At 69.4% G+C, this 18,737-nt stretch carries 19 protein-coding genes; 16 read left to right on the top strand and 3 right to left on the bottom strand.

Features of this window, described 5'->3' with window-relative positions; genetic code table 11:
* Window positions 1-30 precede the first annotated feature (30 nt).
* On the bottom strand, window positions 31-1,998 hold the full coding sequence (parE, locus tag NJ376_RS05070; RefSeq protein ID WP_252952144.1) for a DNA topoisomerase IV subunit B: 1,968 nt from the start codon (window positions 1,996-1,998) through the stop codon (window positions 31-33).
* A 498-nt stretch (window positions 1,999-2,496) separates the two neighbouring features.
* Between parE and pdhA the strand changes: the two genes are divergently transcribed.
* The 13 genes from pdhA to NJ376_RS05005 all read left to right on the top strand — a co-directional run bounded on the left by pdhA (window position 2,497) and on the right by NJ376_RS05005 (window position 14,620).
* Window positions 2,497-3,525 (top strand): pyruvate dehydrogenase (acetyl-transferring) E1 component subunit alpha, encoded by a 1,029-nt coding sequence (gene pdhA / locus NJ376_RS05065; RefSeq protein ID WP_252952143.1) that lies wholly within the window; start codon window positions 2,497-2,499, stop codon window positions 3,523-3,525.
* A 1-nt stretch (window position 3,526) separates the two neighbouring features.
* The gene (locus NJ376_RS05060) at window positions 3,527-4,957 is read left to right on the top strand and encodes a pyruvate dehydrogenase complex E1 component subunit beta (RefSeq protein ID WP_252952142.1); all 1,431 of its coding nucleotides are present in this window, start codon (window positions 3,527-3,529) and stop codon (window positions 4,955-4,957) included.
* 18 nt (window positions 4,958-4,975) lie between these two features.
* Entirely contained in the window at window positions 4,976-6,340 is a 1,365-nt protein-coding gene (locus NJ376_RS05055; RefSeq protein ID WP_252952141.1) for a pyruvate dehydrogenase complex dihydrolipoamide acetyltransferase, read from the top strand.
* Window positions 6,337-6,822, top strand: a complete 486-nt coding sequence (locus NJ376_RS05050; RefSeq protein ID WP_252952140.1) for a GNAT family N-acetyltransferase — start codon at window positions 6,337-6,339, stop codon at window positions 6,820-6,822. Before NJ376_RS05055 ends, NJ376_RS05050 begins: the two co-directional genes overlap by 4 nt.
* 1 nt (window position 6,823) lies before the next feature.
* Window positions 6,824-8,221 carry a dihydrolipoyl dehydrogenase gene (gene lpdA, locus NJ376_RS05045; RefSeq protein ID WP_252952139.1) on the top strand — a complete coding sequence of 466 codons (1,398 nt, stop codon included), beginning with the start codon at window positions 6,824-6,826 and terminating at the stop codon, window positions 8,219-8,221.
* A gap of 3 nt (window positions 8,222-8,224) precedes the next feature.
* A complete protein-coding gene (lipA, locus tag NJ376_RS05040; protein ID WP_252952138.1) occupies window positions 8,225-9,229 on the top strand; it encodes a lipoyl synthase in 1,005 nt (334 codons plus the stop codon).
* The gene (locus NJ376_RS05035) at window positions 9,229-9,690 is read left to right on the top strand and encodes a type II toxin-antitoxin system RatA family toxin (protein WP_252952137.1); all 462 of its coding nucleotides are present in this window, start codon (window positions 9,229-9,231) and stop codon (window positions 9,688-9,690) included. Before lipA ends, NJ376_RS05035 begins: the two co-directional genes overlap by 1 nt.
* Before the next feature lie 124 nt (window positions 9,691-9,814).
* On the top strand, window positions 9,815-10,441 hold the full coding sequence (locus NJ376_RS05030; RefSeq protein WP_252952136.1) for a glutathione S-transferase family protein: 627 nt from the start codon (window positions 9,815-9,817) through the stop codon (window positions 10,439-10,441).
* 14 nt (window positions 10,442-10,455) lie between these two features.
* Window positions 10,456-10,686 (top strand): VOC family protein, encoded by a 231-nt coding sequence (locus tag NJ376_RS05025; protein WP_252952135.1) that lies wholly within the window; start codon window positions 10,456-10,458, stop codon window positions 10,684-10,686.
* Window positions 10,644-10,859: a VOC family protein gene (locus NJ376_RS05020; RefSeq protein ID WP_252952134.1), complete on the top strand. Its 216-nt coding sequence runs from the start codon at window positions 10,644-10,646 to the stop codon at window positions 10,857-10,859. The genes NJ376_RS05025 and NJ376_RS05020 overlap by 43 nt, the downstream gene beginning before the upstream one ends.
* A gap of 452 nt (window positions 10,860-11,311) precedes the next feature.
* Window positions 11,312-12,376, top strand: coding sequence for a threonine aldolase family protein (locus NJ376_RS05015; RefSeq protein ID WP_252952133.1), 1,065 nt, complete (start codon window positions 11,312-11,314; stop codon window positions 12,374-12,376).
* 8 nt (window positions 12,377-12,384) lie between these two features.
* The gene (locus tag NJ376_RS05010; protein ID WP_252952132.1) at window positions 12,385-12,759 is read left to right on the top strand and encodes a YraN family protein; all 375 of its coding nucleotides are present in this window, start codon (window positions 12,385-12,387) and stop codon (window positions 12,757-12,759) included.
* A 253-nt stretch (window positions 12,760-13,012) separates the two neighbouring features.
* The gene (locus tag NJ376_RS05005; RefSeq protein ID WP_252952131.1) at window positions 13,013-14,620 is read left to right on the top strand and encodes a hypothetical protein; all 1,608 of its coding nucleotides are present in this window, start codon (window positions 13,013-13,015) and stop codon (window positions 14,618-14,620) included.
* A 598-nt stretch (window positions 14,621-15,218) separates the two neighbouring features.
* Here NJ376_RS05005 and NJ376_RS05000 read toward each other — a convergent pair.
* Complete coding sequence (locus NJ376_RS05000) at window positions 15,219-15,518, bottom strand: hypothetical protein (protein ID WP_252952130.1); 300 nt, start codon at window positions 15,516-15,518, stop codon at window positions 15,219-15,221.
* Entirely contained in the window at window positions 15,518-15,916 is a 399-nt protein-coding gene (locus NJ376_RS04995) for a transposase (RefSeq protein ID WP_252952129.1), read from the bottom strand. Before NJ376_RS04995 ends, NJ376_RS05000 begins: the two co-directional genes overlap by 1 nt.
* Before the next feature lie 500 nt (window positions 15,917-16,416).
* Between NJ376_RS04995 and NJ376_RS04990 the strand changes: the two genes are divergently transcribed.
* From NJ376_RS04990 to NJ376_RS04980, 3 genes are all read left to right on the top strand, one after another.
* Complete coding sequence (locus NJ376_RS04990) at window positions 16,417-17,202, top strand: HpcH/HpaI aldolase family protein (RefSeq protein WP_252952128.1); 786 nt, start codon at window positions 16,417-16,419, stop codon at window positions 17,200-17,202.
* Window positions 17,203-17,472: 270 nt separating this feature from the next.
* Window positions 17,473-18,498: an extracellular solute-binding protein gene (locus NJ376_RS04985; RefSeq protein ID WP_252952127.1), complete on the top strand. Its 1,026-nt coding sequence runs from the start codon at window positions 17,473-17,475 to the stop codon at window positions 18,496-18,498.
* Entirely contained in the window at window positions 18,431-18,715 is a 285-nt protein-coding gene (locus tag NJ376_RS04980) for a (2Fe-2S)-binding protein (RefSeq protein ID WP_370287916.1), read from the top strand. Before NJ376_RS04985 ends, NJ376_RS04980 begins: the two co-directional genes overlap by 68 nt.
* The last annotated feature ends 22 nt before the right edge of the window (window positions 18,716-18,737 follow it).

Here is an 18,737-nt window from a genome sequence, read left to right as displayed (position 1 = left end):
GCCGGCGGCGAGCCCCGGCACCCCGCGGGATCAGACGTCCAGATCCTCGGTATCCAGCTTCGCCGCCTGCTCCTGGATGAATTTGAACCGCAGCTCCGGCCGCCGGCCCATCAGCGCCTCCATCAGCTCCGAGGTGCGCGCCCGGTCCTCCGGCGGCAGCACCACCTTCAGCAGGGTGCGCTTCTTCGGGTCCATGGTGGTCTCCTTCAGGGAGGCGGGCGGCATCTCGCCCAGGCCCTTGAAGCGGCTGACCTCCACCTTCTGGTTCGGCTTGAACTCCTTCTTCAGCAGCCGCTCGCGGTCCCGGTCATCCATCGCATAGACGGATTTCCCGCCGGCCTGCAGCCGGTAGAGCGGCGGCTGCGCCAGGTGGACGCGGCCCTGCCGCACCAGCTCCGGCAGCTCCTTGTAGAAGAAGGTCATCAGCAGGGCGGCGATATGCGCACCGTCCACATCGGCATCCGTCATGATGACGACGCGGCCATAGCGCAGCCGGCCGATGTCGAAGCGGTCCCCGGCGCCGCAGCCCAGCGCCTCGATCAGGTCCTTCAGCTCCTGGTTCTGCCGCAGCTTGTCGGCGCTGGCGCTGGCGACGTTCAGGATTTTTCCTCGTAGCGGCAGCACTGCCTGAGTTTCTCGGTCGCGTGCCTGTTTGGCCGAACCGCCGGCGCTGTCGCCCTCGACCAGAAAGAGCTCCGTCCCCTCCGCGCTCTCTCGCGCGCAATCCGCCAGCTTGCCGGGCAGGCGGAGCTTCCGCGTCGCGGATTTGCGCGGCGTGTCCTTCTGCTCCCGCCGGCGGATGCGCTCCTCCGCGCGCTCGATCGCCCAGGCGAGGAGGTTGTCCGCGGTTTGCGGGTCGCCGGCCAGCCAATGGTCGAAATGGTCGCGCAGCGCCGCTTCCACCAGCCGGCTGGCCTCGGGCGAGGTCAACTTGTCCTTGGTCTGGCCCTGGAATTGCGGGTCCCGGATGAAGACCGAGAGCATGCCCGCCATGCCGCCGAACAGGTCCTCCGCGGTCACGCTGGCGGCGCGCTTCTCCTTCTTCAGCTCGCCATAGGCGCGCAGCCCCTTCACCAGGGCGGCGCGCAGCCCGGCCTCATGCGTGCCGCCCTGCGGCGTCGGGATGGTGTTGGCATAGGTGGAGAGGAAGCCGTCGCCCTGCTCCAGCCAGGCCAGCGCCCATTCGCAGCGGCCGGCACCGTCCGCGAAGCCCGCCTCGCCGGTATAGGGCGTGGACGTCACCTGGCTGCGGCCCTCGATGGCGGTGGCGAGGAAGTCCGCCAGCCCACCGGGGAAGTGCAGCACCGCGCTGGCCGGCACCTCCTCCTTCGCCAGGGCAGGGTCGCAGGCCCAGCGGATCTCGACGCCGCGATAGAGGTAGGCCTTGGAGCGGCAGAGCCGGTAGAGCCGGGCGGCGGAGAATTCCTGGCGGCCGAAGATCTCGGGGTCCGGCTTGAAGCGGATGGTGGTGCCGCGGCGATTGTGGATCGCCCCGGCATTCTTCAGCTTCCCCAGCGGCTTGCCCCGCGCATAGGCCTGGGTGAAGAGGGTGCGGTCGCGCGCCACCTCCACCTCCAGCCGTTCCGAGAGGGCGTTGACCACCGAGGAGCCGACGCCGTGCAACCCGCCCGAGGTGTCATAGGCCTTGCCGCTGAACTTGCCGCCGGAATGGAGGGTGGTGAAGATCACCTCCAGCGCGCTCAGCTTGGGGAATTTCGGGTGCGGGTCGGTCGGGATCCCCCGCCCATTGTCGCGGACCGTCAGCCAGTTTCCCGGCTCCAGCGTCACCTCGATGCGGTCGGCATGCCCGGCCACCGCCTCGTCCATGGCGTTGTCGAGGATCTCGGCCGCCAGGTGGTGCAGCGCGTTCTCGTCGGTGCCGCCGATATACATGCCGGGGCGCCGGCGGACCGGCTCCAGCCCCTCCAGCACCTCGATGTCAGCCGCGGTGTAGGTGGCGCCTGAGGCGGCGCCGCCCTTGGAGAAGAGGTCGTTCATGCGCGCCACCTAGCGTCCTCCGCGAGTCGAGGGCAACAGCGGCGGCGTGGTGCCGCGGCTTCTGCCGCGATAAGTTCCTTATATGTTCTTAGAGCCCGAATGCCAAGTCATGGTCGAGCCGTGGCGCCTGCCGGTCAGGGCAGCGGTGCCGGCTAGGCCGGGCACGGCACGCAACTGGCCGGCGCCTAGATGGGCAGCGTCGCCATCCGGCGCGGAGCGGCACCCGGCCCGCGTCCGGCTCTTAAGAAAGCTGCGCCGGAAGCGGCTACGCCATCGCTGATATTGCGTCACCGGGCGCTCTGCCGAAAGTAGGCTGCGGCAGGTACGGGAGCGGTGCCGGCGCGACATTAACTTAAATGCAGTTAATTGACCTATTGCATTGCACAAACACGCTTTTCGGCTCCGCGATGATGCCGAATTTGCAACCTGCCTCGCTTGAAGAACCCAGATGTCCCGCGTAAGTCGGAGCCATCGGAGACGGAGCGGGGGAGGGTGCTGATGGCCCAGGCAGCGGAAACCGCGGGCGCCAAGCGGCGCGGGCGAACGGCCAAGGAACCGGCCCTGAGCCGCGACCAGCTCCTCCGGGCCTACCGGGACATGCTGCTGATCCGCCGCTTCGAGGAGAAGGCCGGCCAGCTCTACGGCATGGGCCTCATCGGCGGCTTCTGCCATCTCTATATCGGCCAGGAAGCGGTCGTCGTCGGCATGCAGATGTGCCTCGAGCCGGGCGACCAGGTCATCACCTCCTACCGCGACCACGGCCATATGCTGGCCACCGGCATGGAAGCCCGCGGCGTGATGGCGGAGCTGACGGGGCGCATCGGCGGCTATTCCAAGGGGAAGGGCGGCTCGATGCACATGTTCAGCCGCGAGAAGGGCTTCTATGGCGGCCATGGCATCGTCGGCGCGCAGGTGTCGCTCGGCACCGGCCTCGCCTTCGCCAACCACTACCGGGATGCGAAGAACGTCACCCTGACCTATTTTGGCGAGGGCGCCTCCAACCAGGGCCAGGTCTATGAGAGCTTCAACCTGGCGGCGCTGATGAAGCTGCCCTGCATCTACATCATCGAGAACAACAAGTACGGCATGGGCACCAGCGTGGAGCGCGCCTCCGCCTCCCGCGACCTGTCGAAGAACGGCGCCGCCTGGGGCATCCCCGGGGAACAGGTGAACGGCATGGATGTGGTGGCGGTGAAGGAGGCCGGGGAGCGCGCCGTGGCGCATTGCCGCGCCGGCAACGGCCCCTACCTGCTGGAGATGAAGACCTACCGCTATCGCGGCCACTCCATGTCCGACCCCGCCAAGTACCGCACGCGGGAGGAGGTGCAGAAGATGCGCGAGCAGTCCGACCCGATCGAGACCGCGCGCAAGCTGCTGCTGGACCAGGGCGCCGCCGAGGCGGAGCTGAAGGCGATCGACGACGAGGTGAAGGGCATCGTGCAGGACGCCGCCGATTTCTCGCAATCGAGCCCGGAGCCGGACGAGGCCGAGCTCTGGACCGATATCCTCATCGAGGAGGCTCGCTGAGATGGGCGTGCAGATCCTGATGCCCGCCCTCTCCCCCACCATGACCGAGGGGAAGCTGGCGCGCTGGCTGAAGAAGGAAGGGGACACGGTGAAGTCCGGCGACGTGATCGCCGAGATCGAGACCGACAAGGCGACCATGGAAGTGGAAGCCGTGGATGAGGGCACGCTGACGAGGATCCTGGTGCCGGAAGGCACCGAGGGCGTCTCGGTGAACGCCCCGATCGCCGAGCTGGATGGCGGCGGCGGCGGTGCCTCCACCGGCGCGGCGCCGGGCCAGGCGGGGCCGGTGACGCAGCAGCCCGCGCCGCCGGCGGCGGCGAGCCCCGAGGTGGGGCAGGTGGCGAAGCAGGCCGAGGACCATGCCGCCGTCGCCACGCGTGGCCAGCAGCGCGGCGAGGGCGCGGCCCATGCCGGCGAGGCCGCCGCTGCGCCGGAGAAGGATTGGGGCCCGACCAGGCCGATCACGGTGCGGGAGGCGCTGCGCGACGCCATGCTGTTGGAAATGCGCCGCGACGCCGACGTGTTCCTGATGGGCGAGGAAGTTGCCCAGTACCAGGGCGCCTACAAGATCAGCCAAGGGCTGCTGGAGGAATTCGGCCCGAAGCGGGTGATCGACACGCCGATCACCGAGCACGGCTTCACCGGCATGGCGGTGGGCGCGGCCTTCACCGGCCTGAAGCCCATCGTCGAGTTCATGACCTTCAATTTCTCGATGCAGGCGATCGACCAGATCGTCAATTCGGCGGCGAAGACGCTCTACATGAGCGGGGGCCAGCTCGGCTGCTCCATCGTCTTCCGCGGGCCGAACGGCGCGGCGGCGCGCGTCGCCGCCCAGCACAGCCAATGCTATGCGAGCTGGTACGCGCATGTGCCGGGGCTCAAGGTGTTGGCGCCCTGGTCCTCGGCGGATGCCAAGGGCCTGCTGCGCGCCGCCATCCGCGATCCCAACCCGGTGGTGGTGCTGGAGAACGAGATCCTCTACGGCCACACCTTCGAATGTCCGGTGGACGAGGAGTTCATCCTGCCCATCGGCAAGGCGAAGGTGGAGCGGGAAGGCAAGGACGTGACCCTCGTCGCCTATTCCATTGCCGTGACCTGGGCGATGCAGGCGGCGGAGGAGCTGGCGAAGGAAGGGATCGAGGCGGAGGTGATCAACCTTCGCTCCATCCGCCCACTCGATGCTGCGACCATCTCCGAGAGCGTGAAGAAGACCAACCGCCTGGTGACGGTGGAGGAAGGCTGGCCCTACGCCAATATCGGCACGGAAGTGGCGATGCAGGTGATGGAGGCGGCGTTCGACTGGCTGGACGCGCCGCCGGTGCGCGTCACCGGCAAGGATGTGCCGATGCCCTATGCCGCCAATCTCGAGAAGCTGGCCCTGCCGACCGTCGCCGACATCGTGGCGGCGGCGAAGCGCGTGACCTACAAATAGGGCAGGGGGATCCGTCCAATGGCTACGAACATTCTCATGCCCGCCCTGTCGCCCACCATGACGGAAGGCACGCTGGCCCGCTGGCTGAAGAAGGAAGGCGACCAGGTCAAGGCGGGCGACGTGCTCGCCGAGATCGAGACCGACAAGGCCACCATGGAGGTGGAAGCCGTGGATGAGGGCATCCTTGGCAAGATCCTGGTGGCGGATGGCACGGCCGGGGTGAAGGTGAACGACCCGATCGCGGTGCTGGTGGAGCCGGGCGAAAGCGCCGAGGCGGCACCGAAGCCGGCACCGGCTTCCGCCGCGGCCCCGAAGGCCGAGCCTGCCGGCATCGGCGGCGCCGGAAATACGCGGCAGGCCGAGGCGCCGGTACCGAAGGCGGAGCAGGCGGCGCTGAACCCGCAGCCCCTGCCGCCGGCGGAGAAGCCCGCGGCGAACGGCCATGCGCCGAATGAGCGTATCTTCGCCTCGCCGCTGGCGCGGCGGATGGCGCTGCAGGCGGGGCTGGACCTTGGCCGGGTGACGGGCAGCGGCCCGAACGGAAGGGTGGTGAAGGCGGATATCGAGGCAGCGCTGGCCAAGGGCCCGGCGCCTGCTGCCGCCCCGGCGCCCGCCGCCGCTGCACAAGCGGCCGCGCCTGCCCCGGCGGCGCCGAAGCCTACGGCGCCTGCCCCCGTGGTGACCGCCCCGCATACCCCGGTGCCGAACAGCACCATCCGGAAGGTCATCGCCCGGCGTCTGTCGGAGTCCAAGCAGACCATCCCGCACTTCTATGTGACGATGGACTTCCACATCGACGCGCTTTTGCAGTTGCGCGCCGACCTCAACGCCAAATCGCCGAAGGACGGCCCGGCCTCCTTCAAGCTCTCGGTGAATGACCTGGTCATCAAGGCGGTCGCCGCCACGCTGCGGCGCTTCCCCAACGTCAATGCGATGTGGACGGAAGAGGCCATCCTGCAGTTCCAGGATGTCGACATCTCCGTCGCCGTCTCGACGCCGACCGGCCTCATCACCCCGATCATCCGCAAGGCAGACCAGAAGGGGCTGAGCACGATCAGCAACGAGATGAAGGATCTGGCGGCCCGCGCCCGCACCGGCAAGCTGAAGCCGGAGGAGTTCCAGGGCGGCGGCTTCTCCATCTCGAACATGGGCATGTATGGCGTGCGGGAGTTCAGCGCCATCATCAACCCACCCCAGGCCGGCATCCTGGCTGTGGCGGCAGGCGAGCCGCGGCCGGTGGTGAAGGATGGCCAGCTCGGCATTGCCACGCTGATGACCTGCACCCTCTCGGTCGATCACCGCGTCATCGATGGCGCGCTGGCTGCCGAGTTCATGCAGGCGCTGAAGGGCGTCGTGGAGGATCCGCTGAGCCTGATGCTGTGAGCCTGCGTCTGGAAGACGCGACGGAGGACGACCTTCCCCTCGTCCTCCATTACGTCCGCGCGCTGGCCGAGTACGAGAAGCTGCTGCATGAGGTAACAGCGACGGAGGACGACTTCCGCCGCCTCCTCTTCGGCAGCCCGGCGCGGGCGGAGGCGCTGATCGCGCGCTGGGAGGGACAGCCCTGCGGCTTCGCCCTCTGGTTCTATTCCGTCTCCACCTTCGACGGCGCGCCGAAGCTCTATGTGGAGGATGTCTTCGTCGATCCTGTCCAGCGTGGCCGGGGCTTCGGCCGCGCCATCTTCGCCGATCTGGCGCGGCGGGCGCTGAAGGCGGGCTGCTCTCGCATGGAGTGGAACGTGCTGGACTGGAACGCGCCCTCCATCGCCTTCTACCGATCCATCGGCGCCCTCCCGCGGGAGGGCTGGACCCTGCAACGGCTCAGCGGCGACGCGCTCCGCGCGCTGGCGGGCAAGGAGAGCTGAGATGGCCGACACGCAATTCGACGTCATCATCCTCGGCGGCGGGCCGGGCGGCTATGTGGCGGCCATCCGCGCCGCCCAGCTCGGGATGAAGACGGCGGTGGTGGAGCGCGAGCATCTGGGCGGCATCTGCCTGAATTGGGGCTGCATCCCGACCAAGGCGCTGCTCCGCAGCTCCGAGATCAACCACCTCCTGCACAATTTGGATGCCTATGGCTTCGCCGCGGACAATATCCGCTTCGACCTGGGCAAGATCGTCAAGCGCAGCCGTGCCGTGGCCAAGCAGCTTTCGGATGGCGTGCGCTTCCTGATGAAGAAGAACAAGGTCACGGTCTTCGACGGCCAGGGCAAGCTGGCCGGCCGGGGCAAGCTCTCCGTGACCAAGGACGGCAAGCCGGTGGCGGAGCTCACGGCGCCGCACATCATCCTCGCCACCGGCGCCCGCGCCCGGGTGCTGCCGGGGCTGGAGCCGGATGGGAAACTGGTCTGGACCTATCGCGAGGCGATGGTGCCGACCGGGATGCCGAAGCGGCTCATCGTCATCGGCTCCGGCGCCATCGGCGCGGAATTCGCCAGCTTCTACCTGAACCTGCGCGCCGAGGTGACGCTGGTGGAGGTGATGGACCGCATCCTGCCGGTGGAGGATGCGGAGATCAGCGCCTTCGTCCTGAAATCCTTCCAGAAGCAGGGCATGAAGGTGCTGACCGGCGCCAAGGTCCAGGGGCTGCGCAAAGCCGCGGACAGCGTCACCGCCATCATCGAGGCCGGCGGGAAGGTGCAGGAAATCGTGGCGGACCGGGTCATCTCGGCGGTCGGCATCGTCGGCAATGTCGAGGATATCGGCCTCGAGGGGACCGGGGTGAAGGTGGACCGCACCCATGTGGTGGTGGACGAGTACAGCCGCACTGGGGAGAAGGGGGTCTATGCCATCGGCGACCTCACCGGCCCGCCCTGGCTGGCCCACAAGGCGAGCCATGAGGGGGTGATCTGCGTCGAGGCGATCGCCGGCCGGAACCCCCACCCGCTCGATATCTCCGTCATCCCCGGCTGCACCTATTGCCGACCGCAGGTCGCAAGCGTCGGGCTGACCGAGGCGGCGGCCAAGGAGAAGGGGCATGAAGTGCGGGTCGGCCGCTTCCCCTTCATCGGCAATGGCAAGGCCATCGCCATGGGCGAGCCGGAGGGCATCATCAAGACCGTCTTCGACGCGAAGACGGGGGAATTGCTGGGCGCCCATATGGCCGGGCCCGAGGTCACGGAAATGATCCAGGGCTACACCATCGCCAAGACGATGGAGACGACGGAGGCGGAGCTGATGGAGACCGTCTTCCCCCACCCGACCATTTCGGAGGCGATGCACGAAGCGGTGCTGGACGCCTATGGGCAGGTTATCCATATCTAGCCCATGGCTACCACCCGCATCGAGATCCGGCACCAGGCGCAGCCCCCAAGGGGGGAGGGGGAGGTCCTGCCCCTTCGCCACCCCGAAAAGGCCCATCGTCCGGACAATCCCATCCAGCGCAAGCCCTCCTGGATCCGGGTGAAGGCGCCGACGCACCCGGTCTATCACGAGACCCGGGCGCTGATGCGGAACAACAAGCTGGTCACGGTCTGCGAGGAGGCGGCCTGCCCGAATATCGGGGAGTGCTGGTCCCAGCGCCACGCCACCATGATGATCATGGGCGAGACCTGCACCCGCGCCTGCTCCTTCTGCAATGTGGCGACCGGGCTGCCGAAGGCGCTCGACCATGACGAGCCTCGGCGGGTCGGCGATGCGGTGGCCAAGCTGGGGCTGCGCCATGTGGTGATCACCAGCGTGGACCGGGACGACCTGCCCGATGGCGGCGCCGCCCATTTCGCGGCCACCATCCGCGCCATCCGCGCGGCGGCGCCGGGCACCACGGTGGAGGTGCTGACGCCCGATTTCCTGCGCAAGGACGGTGCGCTGGAGGTGGTGGTGGAAGCCCGGCCGGATGTCTTCAACCACAATCTGGAGACCGTGCCGAAGCTCTACCCCACCATCCGCCCCGGTGCCCGCTACTACCATTCGCTCCGGCTGCTGGACCGGGTGAAGCAGCTCGACCCTTCCATCTTCACCAAATCCGGCCTCATGGTCGGGCTTGGCGAGGAACGGATCGAGGTGCTGCAGGTGATGGACGACATGCGCAGCGCCGAGGTGGATTTCCTCACCATCGGCCAGTATCTGCAGCCCAGCGTGAAGCATGCGGCGGTGGATCGCTTCGTGACCCCGGACGAGTTCGAGGATTACGCCCGGCTGGCCCGCGCCAAGGGCTTCCTGCTGGTCTCGGCGACGCCGCTGACCCGCAGCAGCTACCATGCCGACCGCGACTTCGCCGCGCTGCGGGAGGCGCGGGAACGGCAACTCGCCAGCGGGTCGCGCGGCGCCTGATGCCGACCCATGCCGAGCGGAAGGTGCTCCGCTACACGCCGGAGCAGCTTTTCGACATGGTCGCGGATGTACGCCGCTACCCCGAATTCCTGCCCTGGTGCGTCGGCGCCCGCATCCTGAGCCGAAGCGAGACCGAGCTGGTCGCCGATCTCACCATCGGCTTCAAGATGTTCCGCGAAAGCTTCCGCAGCGAGGTCACGCTGGAGCGGCCGGGGCATATCCATGTCCGCTACCTCAACGGCCCTTTTCGCTATCTGAACAACCACTGGCGCTTCCACCCCCACCCGATGGGGACGGAGGTGGAGTTCTTCGTCGATTTCGAGTTCCGCTCCCGCCTGCTGCAGGCGGTGATCGGGACGGTGTTCAACGAAGCGGTGCGGCTGATGGTTCGGGCCTTCGAACGCCGGGCGATGCAGCTTTACGGGCGGCCGCAGGCACCACCGGCGACTGCGCCGGCCTGAGGCGGTGCCGCGAGGGGGGGCGCCCTCCAGTGTCTGATTTGCGTCGTCATTCATCAGCAGCGGTGATCCTCCCATCACCGCTTTGCGTTGGCTGGTCGCGGCGGCAGTGCGGCAGGCTGCCGCCATGGCCTATATCCTCTATGGCGATCGCCGCTCCGGCTCCTCCATCGTGGAGCTCGCCCTGGCCGAGATCGGCGCCGAGGCGGAGCTTCGCCCGGTGCCCTTGGCCAGCGACGCGCAGCTTGCCGCCGGGTACCGCCAGCTCAACCCCATGGGCCGGGTGCCGACGCTGATCCTGCCGGACGGCACGGTGGTCACGGAAAGCACCGCCATCCTGCTGACCCTGGAGGCCCGGCACCCTGCGGCAGGGCTGTTGCCGCCGGGTGACGATCCCGGTCGCGCCGTCGCGCTGCGCTGGATGATGCTGGCGGCGAGCGAGATTTATCCCTGCGTCACCCGTTACGATTACCCGGACCGCTTCGGCGATGCGCCGGAGTCGATCCGCCGCTGCGCCGTCGGGATGGCACAGGAGATCTGGCGGCTGATCGAGGCCAGTATCTCACCCGCGCCCTTCCTGCTGGGCGGGCGGCCGACGCTGGCCGATCTCTACCTCGCCGTGCTGTCCCGCTGGATGGGCTGCGAGGCGTGGATGCCGGAGCATTGTCCGAAGCTGCAATCCCTGGCGCGGGCGGTGGCGACACGGCCGCAACTGACGCCCGCCTGGCGCCGGCATTTCGAGCTGCCGCAATAGGGGGAGGAACGCGCTTGTCCCGAAAGGTCTTCGTCAACCTGCCGGTCGCCGATCTCGGCCGCTCCATGCGCTTCTACGAAGCTCTCGGCTTCCGCTTCAATCCGCAATTCACCGACGCGACCGCCGCCTGCATGGTCATCAGCGAGCACAACTATGCCATGCTGCTGACGCATGAGAAATTCCGCCTCTTCACCCAAAGGCGATGGCCGATGCCAAGGCCAGCAGCGAGGTGCTGGTGGCGCTAAGCTGCGAGAGCCGGGCCGAGGTGGATAAGATCGTGGCCAAGGCGGTTGCCGCCGGCGGCCAGGTTCCGCGGCCGCCGGAGGATCATGGCTTCATGTACGGCCATGCCTTCGAGGACCCGGACGGCCATATCTGGGAGCCTTTCTGGATGGCAGCGGAGGCGGCACAGGGCTAGAGCGTTTTCGGTTTACATGCGTTCACCGAAAACGCTCTAAGCCTTTGTCTGCAGAGCAGATTCCCGCCTTCGGGCGATGCCGCCCTACGGCGATCTGCTCTAGGGCCTGCCGCCGCCCTGGCAGATTACGACGTGATCCGCCAGGGCGGCGATAAGCTGCTCCAGATGCACTGTTTCTCGGAGCAATATCCGTTCAGGCGATTCCGCGTGCGCGGATATTGTTCTGAGGCCTGCCGGAAAGCGGCCCCACGGCCCGTCTTTTCCGGGCCGGACGCCGGCCGGCTTGCCGAGGCAACCAGCCCCCGGCGGCACTGTCGCGGCAGCGCCGCGACCCGTCCAGGAAGATCCCCCGCCGGTCCCCGCCTCCTCGCGTCCCGAACGCGCCCCGGCCCTTGCCTGCGGCGCGCATTCGCCGCAGGGTCGGGGCACTCTGTCAGTCCGGAAGCCCGCTCATGGTCCATGCCCCCGCCCGTCCGCCGGCCGGCGCCCCGCCCGTTCGCATCAACCTTTATTCGGACACCCAGACCCGCCCGACCGCCGCCATGAAGGAGGCCATGATGCGCGCCGAGGTCGGCGACGAGCAGCATGGCGACGACCCGACCGTCCACGCCCTCTGCGACCGCATGGCCGCGCTGATGGGCAAGGAGGCGGCGATCTACCTGCCCTCCGGCACCATGTGCAACGTCGTCGCCATCCTCACCCATTGCGGCAAGGGCGATGAGGTGGTGGCGCATGAGACCTCGCACATCCTCTTCTCCGAGGGCGGCGCGCATGCCGCCTTCACCGGCGTGCAGATCATGCCGCTGAAGGGCGCCGGCGGGATGTTCACCGCCGATGAGGTCCGCGCCAATATCCGCCCGAAGACCCGCTACAACCCGCCCCAGCGCCTGCTGGAGGTGGAGCAGACGGCGAATATCGGCGGCGGCAAGGTCTGGCCGCTCAAGCAGCTCAACGACGTGGCCGCGGTGGCGCATGAGCAGGGCTGGTCCACCCATATGGATGGCGCGCGGCTGATGAATGCCTGCGTCGCCGCCGGCGTGGCGCCGAAGGACATGGTCGCCTCCTATGACAGTGTCTGGCTGGACTTCACCAAGGGGCTCGGTGCGCCGCTCGGCGCCGTGCTCTGCGGCAGCAGCGAGTTCATCGGCCAGGCCTGGCGCTGGAAGCAGCGGCTCGGCGGCTCCATGCGGCAGGGCGGCATCTGCGCCGCCGCCTGCCTCTACGCGCTGGACCACCATGTGGACCGGCTGGCGGAGGACCATGCGAACGCCAAGGCGCTGGCCCGCGGGCTGCGCCAGATCCCGGGCGTGGCGGTGGAGGAGCCGGAGACCAACCTGGTCTTCTTCGACGTGAAGGGCGCCGGCTGCGATGTGCCTACCTTGCAGAAGCGGCTGGCGATGAAGGGCGTCTCGGTCAGCGGCCTCGGCGGCCGGGTGCGCGCCTGCACCCATCTCGACGTCACCGCGCCGATGATCGAGGAGGCGGTGGCGCTGATCCGCGAGGCGCTCGCGGCCTGATGGAGGGGATGGCGCGGCGGCTGCGCGGCGCCCGCGCCGAGACCTCCGGGCGGCAGGCGGAAAGCGCCGCCGCTGCCGCCCTGGTGCGGGAGGGCTGGACCGTGCTCGGCCAGCGCATCCGCACCCCGGCGGGCGAGCTGGACCTGGTCGCCGAGCGCGACGGGCTGCTCGCCTTCATCGAGGTGAAGGCACGGGCCCGGCTGGCGGAAGCTGCCTTCGCCCTGCGGCCGCGCCAGCGCGCCCGGCTGCTGGCGGCGGCGGAGTGCTGGCTTGCCGCCCATCCCGGCCATGGCGCGGCCGGCATGCGCTTCGACCTGCTGCTGGTGGATGTGGCGGGGGAGGTCCGCCGCATTGCCGACGCCTTCCGCCTGGGCGATGCCTGATACCCGGCTCGGGACGTCTTCCCGGGCCAAGCCGGGTATCGCGCAGGGTTGGCGTGGCGGCTGCGCGCCAGCCACAAGGCCAGACCGGCCACGCATCTGTGGACCGCACCGGTCAGTAGGTCGCGCGCGGCCGGTATGAGCTCCGCCCGGCCGTAATTTGAGTGTTACTTTTATGACAATTCCGGGCGCTGTGGGCCCGGCCGGTGCACACTCCTCGCAACCCCGCGAGACCGGCGGGGGCTGGGAGGCAAGAATGGACAAGGCGAAGTTGCTGCAACTCGGCTTGGTGGCCGGGCTTGCCGCGTGGCCGATGGGCCCCTGGGCCCAGGCGACACAGGACCACAGCCATGCCGGGCACGGCCCGGTGCTGGGGGAGGTGAGCTTCCCCGTCTCCTGCTCACCGGAGGCCGCAGCCGCCTTCGAGACCGGGATGAAGCTGCAGCATTCCTTCTGGTATCAGGCGGCCCGCGACGCCTTCCGCGAGGCGGCGCAGCGCGACCCCGGCTGCGTCATGGCCCTTTGGGGGCAGGCGATCACCCTGCTGGACAACCCCTTCACCCCGCCAGTCGCCGCCAATCTGCGGGAAGGCAAGGCGCTGCTCGACCGCGCCCGCGCCACCGGCGCGAAGACCGAACGAGAGGCCGGCTTCATCGCCGCCCTCTCCGAGATCTTCGCCAGCGACGACCTGCCTGGCCACCGCGTCCGGCTGCAGCGCTACGAGATGGCGATGGCGGCGCTGCATGCGCGCTTTCCCGAGGATTCCGAGGTGGCGATCCTCTATGCCCTCTCGCTCGACATGGCGGCCTCGCCCGCCGACAAGAGCTATGCGAAGCAGCGCCGCGCCGCGGAGATCCTGGAGGCCCAGGCCGCCCGCTACCCGCAGCATCCGGGCGTCGCGCATTACCTGATCCACAGCTATGACGTGCCGGCGCTCGCCAGCAAGGGCGTGCCGGCCGCCGAGCGCTACGCGACTCTTGCCGCCGATGCGCCGCATGCGCTGCACATGCCCTCGCATATCTTCACGCGGGTCGGGCGCTGGGAGGAGTCGATCGCGACCAACCGCCGCTCCGCCGATACCGCGCGGGCGCGGGAGGAAATCTTCGACGAGGTCCATGCCCTCGACTACATGGTCTATGCCTATTTGCAGACCGGCCGGCCGGAGGCGGCGCGGCGGGTGCTGGCGGAGACGGAGCGGTTGGCGGGCTGGACGCCGGACCGCCCGCTAGGCGGCTATGCCCTCAGCGCCATGCCGGCCCGCATCGCGCTGGAGCAGGGTGACTGGGAAGCGGCGGCGAAGCTGGATACCAGGGCCTTCGGAGTCCCCTATGTGGATGCGGCGACGCAATTCGCCCGTGCCGTCGGCGCCGCCCGCGCCGGCCGTCCGGGGGATGCGGCACCCGATATCGCCGCGCTGCGGGAGGGCGCGGCCGCGCTCGCCGGCCGCGACGCCTATTGGCAGGAGCAGGTCGAGATCCTGCGCGTCGCCGCGGAGGGCTGGGTGGCCTATGCGCGCGGCGAGCGCGACCAGGCGCTGGCGCTGATGACCGAGGCCTCGACGCGCGAAGCGGCCACGGAGAAGCACCCGGTCACCCCCGGGCCGCTCTTCCCGGCGCGCGAGCAGCTTGCCGAGATGCTGCTGCTGCAAGGCCGCGCCGCCGAGGCGCGGCAGGAATACGAGGCGGTGCAGCAGACCGAGCCGCGGCGGTTCCGCGCCGTGCATGGCGCGGCCCTTAGCGCGGCCCAGGCCGGCGATCGCGCGGCGGCCAAGCAGCATTACGCCGCGCTGCTCGAGATCGCGGCCTCGGCCGAGATGCCGCATCCTGCGCTGATCGGGGCGCGCGATTACCTCGCGGCGCAATAGCTGCTGCCATGGGGGCGGTTTGGCTGCCCCTCGTTTTGCCGGGCTGGCCAGAGGGAAGCCGCGCAGGCAGGGGCGGCTGCGCGCAGCGCCTTCGCAGCCATCCCGGGCGCCAGCCCCGGCCAGCGGGTCCCGCGCCCTCAGGCCGTCACGCCTGCCGGGCCCGCCCGATCGCGCAGGCCAGGGGACCACCCGCTGCGCCACCATAACAATCCGTGCGGCGTTGCAGTTTTCCGCCGATCTGGCGGCTCATATGATGCAAATACGACATATTCTTTATGTCAGGTGGCCCAGACCCTGAGCGGCCGGTCCAGGGCCTCGACAGGCGTGGCGTCGTCGTCCGGCATTTGAGTGGAACGGCGTCGCGGGCATGGCAGCACCCGACGCCTGCGGGGTGGCTCATCCCATGCGCGGGTGCCGCTGCGTCGCAGCTTCCCTGGCGCAAGCGCCCGAGGCGCCGGCACCGCGGGATGCCTGGTAGGCGTCGGACGGGAGCGCGGCGATGCCGGCAGGAGGCCGGCGCACGGCCCCGGCTCTGGCCCGAATGGCCGCCGGCAACGCCAAGGGGAACGGGGGGACGGCTCGATGCAGAGAGCCTTGTTCAAGCTGACGAATGCGCGCTACGCCGTGCAGCGCTGGCTCGCGCCGAATGTTCGGCGCGGCGGAAGCGGCCGGCTTCCACATCACCGGGGACCATTTCTACGAGCCGATCTCGAATACGCACATCGTCGCGCGGCAATATTGCGATGCGCCGCGGCAATGCATCGGCCTGCCCCTCGACATGCCGACGCATGAGGCCCTGGCCTGCGAGATCCTGGCGCGCACCCGCCGGAATTCCTGGCGAGCCGGCAACCGCGGCCTCCACCAGCGTCGCGTCGATCAGGGTGCCGGCCTTCAGCATCAGCCCCTTGGCGTCGAGCGGCGGTTCAGCTCAGTGAACAGCGCCTCGGCCAGGCCGTGCTCCGCGAGCGTGCCACGGAAGCGGCACAGCGTGGTCTCGTCCGGCGTGCCGTCATCCAGCCCGAAGCCGCAGAAGCGCCGGAAGGACAGCTGGTCGGCCAGCGCCTCTTCGAGGCCAGGATCGGAGAGCTGGTACCACTGCGCCAGCAGCAAGGCACGGAACAGCGCCAGCGGCGGATAGCCGGGCCGGCCGGCCGGTGACCGCAACGGCGCCAGCTTCCGCTCCATCGGCGCCCAGTCGATCAGGCCAGCGATCCGCTCCAGCCGGCGGTTCGCACCGGCATCCGCCGGCAGCAGCGCCTCCGCGAGGCTGCCTTGTCCGATCCGCCGTTGGCCCATCCGCGCCTCCGCCAACCTACCGCAGGCCCAGGCGAATCAGCATCGGATGCGATCAGCAAGGCGTTTCGCAGAGGTCTCCCCAGGAGCTGGCGTGGCTTTCGGCCCGCCTTCCGCAACTTTGGCGCGCGCAGAGCGGCGGCCCGGGCTCCCCGGCCTGGTGGGCGCCGGAGCCGCATGATTCCGCCTCCTCCTTCTACATGCAGCGGGTCTGATACCCGGCCTGGAGAGTCCGGACCGGGCACTGCGCGGGCTTGGCGTGACGGCGGCGCGGCCATCGAGCCTGCAACAGCCGCCCTCCCGCGCGGCCGCCATCGCGCCGGGCGCCTGCTGCGCCGGCCACCGCCTGGGCGCATCCAGGCCGCGGCGTTCGGCGGCTGCGCCGGCCTGCGTGGCCGCGTGCCGGGCAGCGGGAGGACATCCCGCACCGCGGGCCGGATTGACCCGGGCGCCCCCGCATGATGCCCTCTGCCCAAGCCACCCGGCGAAAGGGAGAGAACGCCATGCCCATCGTGCCCAACCATGTGAAGCAGCGCCTGGCGAAGGACGAACTCGCCCTCGGCTTCGGCGTGCACCATCTGCGCGGCGCCGCGGTCGGCATGCTGGCCGCTTCGGCCGGCTTCGACTGGCTGTTCATCGACATGGAGCATGGCGCGACTTCCGTGCACGAGGCCACGCAGATCGCCATCGCCGCGCTGAACCAGGGCGTGACCCCCATCGTGCGCGTCTGCAAGGATGCGGTGTTCGAGGGCACCCGCGCCCTCGACAACGGCGCCATGGGCGTCGTCGTGCCGCATGTGGACAATGCCGAGGAGGCGAAGGCCGTCGCCGACGCCTATCGCTTCCCGCCGGTCGGCACCCGCTCCTGGGGCGGCCCGCCCTTCGCCTACAACTTCAAGCCGCCGGCAGTGGCCGAGGCGCAGGTCGAGCTGAACCGCGAGATCCTGGTGACGGTGATGATCGAGACGCCGGAAGCGGTGGCCAATGCCGCCGCCATCGCCGCCGTGCCGGGGATCGACGCGCTGATGATCGGCACCTCGGACCTGACGGCCTCGATGGGAATCGCCGGGCAGATCGGGCATGAGCGGGTGCAGGCGGCCTACAAGACGGTGGCCGATGCCTGCAAATCCTCGGGCAAGGTGCTCGGCATGGGCGGCGTGTATGACGAGACCTGGGCCGCCGCCTACATCAAGCTCGGCGCCCGGCTGCTGCTCAGCGGCTCGGACCACAACCTGCTGCTGGCCGGCGCCACGGCGCGCAGCAAATTCCTCCGCGGCCTGCAGGGCTGAAGGGGAGGGGGCGGGGCAGGGACTGCCCTGCCTGCCTTGCGCAGGGCCGGCGCGACCGGTCGGCTCTGCTCCAACCTGCCTGCCTGCCGAGAGGCGGGATGGGCCTATCGCCAGCCCTGCCGCGCTTGCATTGCCGGGCAGCCGGCGGCCGGCCTGGCGGCCAAGCGTGCAGCCAGGTCACGCGTCACACCAGCTGCACCCGGTCACGCGCTTTTCGAACTTGCGAATGGTTCTCACTATCGGTATCAGTTGGGCGTGACGGAGTGATACATGCGCCCTGCCCGCCGCATCCTCGGCCTGCTCGCCGCCGCCATGGCCCTGCCTGGCGCCGCCCTGGCGCAGGAGGTGAATCTCTACTCCTCCCGCCACTATGACAGCGACCGCGCGCTCTACGCCGAATTCACCAAGGAGACCGGCATCCGAATCCGCCTGATCGAGGGCGATGCCGACCAGCTCATCGAGCGCATCCGCAATGAGGGGGCGAACAGCCCCGCCGATGTCTTCATCACCGTCGATGCTGCGCGGCTGGCCCGCGCAGCCCATGCCGGCATTCTGCAGCCGGTGCAGTCCCAGGTAATCGCCAGCCGCGTGCCGGAAGGGCTGCGCGACCCGGGCGGCACCTGGTTCGCCGTCTCCCAGCGCGCCCGCGTCATCATGTACGACAAGGAGCGCGGCGCGCCGCAGGGCCTGACGCGCTATGAGGACCTGGCCGATCCGCGCTTCCGCAGCATGCTCTGCGTCCGCAGCAGCAACCACCCCTACAATATCAGCCTCGCCGCCTCGCTCCTCGCCGCCGACGGGCCGGAGCGGACGGAGGAGTGGGCCAAGGGCGTCGCCGCCAACCTGGCGCGCCCGCCCCAGGGCGGCGATCGCGACCAGTTCCGCGCCATCCCCTCCGGCCAGTGCCAGCTCGCCATCGCCAACACCTACTACCTGGCGGCCTTCGGTGCCTCCCAGCGGGAGGAGGACCAGACGCTGTTCCGCCGGATCGGGGTGATCTTCCCGAACCAGGCGCCGGGCGACCGGGGGGCGCATGTGAACATCTCCGGCGCCGGGCTGGTGAAGACCGCACCGCACCGGGCGGATGCCATCCGCTTCCTGGAATTCCTTGTCTCCGACAAGGCGCAGGAGATGTTCGCTCTGGGGAACATGGAATACCCGGCCGTGCCGGAAGCGCCGCTGCACCCGGCCCTGACCGCCATGGGCAGCTTCCGCGGCGAGACGGTGGATGCCGAGCGGACCAACACCAATGCCGGGCCGGCGCTGCAGATCATGCAGCGCGCCGGCTGGCGCTGAAGGAGACGTGGGGGGAATGATCGTCTGCCTTTGCAACGCTTTGACCGACCGGCAGTTGGAACAGGCGGTCGCCCAGGGAGCCCGGCGGCCGCGGGAGGTCTATGCCGCCTGCGACTGCAAGGCCCAGTGCGGCACCTGTACGCGAATGGTCCTCGGCATGATCCGGGACGCCGTGCTACAGCCCGCCGCGGGAGAGGCCACAATGGCGGCCGGGTGACGCGGGCCGGTTCGGCCGCCGG

This window comes from Siccirubricoccus soli (assembly GCF_024178315.1).
Lineage (GTDB): Bacteria > Pseudomonadota > Alphaproteobacteria > Acetobacterales > Acetobacteraceae > Siccirubricoccus > Siccirubricoccus soli.
This window is presented reverse-complemented; position numbering and strand designations above follow the sequence as displayed.

What these genes read in the sequence shown, in the direction of transcription:
- lpdA (WP_252952139.1), top strand. Translation starts at nt 6,824, where the DNA reads ATGGCCGACACGCAATTCGACGTCATCATCCTCGGCGGCGGGCCGGGC.
- NJ376_RS05030 (WP_252952136.1), top strand. Translation starts at nt 9,815, where the DNA reads ATGGCCTATATCCTCTATGGCGATCGCCGCTCCGGCTCCTCCATCGTG.
- NJ376_RS04995 (WP_252952129.1), bottom strand. Translation starts at nt 15,916, where the DNA reads ATGGGCCAACGGCGGATCGGACAAGGCAGCCTCGCGGAGGCGCTGCTG.
- NJ376_RS04985 (WP_252952127.1), top strand. Translation starts at nt 17,473, where the DNA reads ATGCGCCCTGCCCGCCGCATCCTCGGCCTGCTCGCCGCCGCCATGGCC.
- NJ376_RS05055 (WP_252952141.1), top strand. Translation starts at nt 4,976, where the DNA reads ATGGCTACGAACATTCTCATGCCCGCCCTGTCGCCCACCATGACGGAA.
- NJ376_RS05015 (WP_252952133.1), top strand. Translation starts at nt 11,312, where the DNA reads ATGGTCCATGCCCCCGCCCGTCCGCCGGCCGGCGCCCCGCCCGTTCGC.
- NJ376_RS04990 (WP_252952128.1), top strand. Translation starts at nt 16,417, where the DNA reads ATGCCCATCGTGCCCAACCATGTGAAGCAGCGCCTGGCGAAGGACGAA.
- parE (WP_252952144.1), bottom strand. Translation starts at nt 1,998, where the DNA reads ATGAACGACCTCTTCTCCAAGGGCGGCGCCGCCTCAGGCGCCACCTAC.
- NJ376_RS04980 (WP_370287916.1), top strand. Translation starts at nt 18,431, where the DNA reads ATGCCGAGCGGACCAACACCAATGCCGGGCCGGCGCTGCAGATCATGC.
- lipA (WP_252952138.1), top strand. Translation starts at nt 8,225, where the DNA reads ATGGCTACCACCCGCATCGAGATCCGGCACCAGGCGCAGCCCCCAAGG.
- NJ376_RS05035 (WP_252952137.1), top strand. Translation starts at nt 9,229, where the DNA reads ATGCCGACCCATGCCGAGCGGAAGGTGCTCCGCTACACGCCGGAGCAG.
- NJ376_RS05060 (WP_252952142.1), top strand. Translation starts at nt 3,527, where the DNA reads ATGGGCGTGCAGATCCTGATGCCCGCCCTCTCCCCCACCATGACCGAG.
- NJ376_RS05005 (WP_252952131.1), top strand. Translation starts at nt 13,013, where the DNA reads ATGGACAAGGCGAAGTTGCTGCAACTCGGCTTGGTGGCCGGGCTTGCC.
- pdhA (WP_252952143.1), top strand. Translation starts at nt 2,497, where the DNA reads ATGGCCCAGGCAGCGGAAACCGCGGGCGCCAAGCGGCGCGGGCGAACG.
- NJ376_RS05020 (WP_252952134.1), top strand. Translation starts at nt 10,644, where the DNA reads ATGGCCGATGCCAAGGCCAGCAGCGAGGTGCTGGTGGCGCTAAGCTGC.
- NJ376_RS05000 (WP_252952130.1), bottom strand. Translation starts at nt 15,518, where the DNA reads ATGCTGAAGGCCGGCACCCTGATCGACGCGACGCTGGTGGAGGCCGCG.
- NJ376_RS05010 (WP_252952132.1), top strand. Translation starts at nt 12,385, where the DNA reads ATGGCGCGGCGGCTGCGCGGCGCCCGCGCCGAGACCTCCGGGCGGCAG.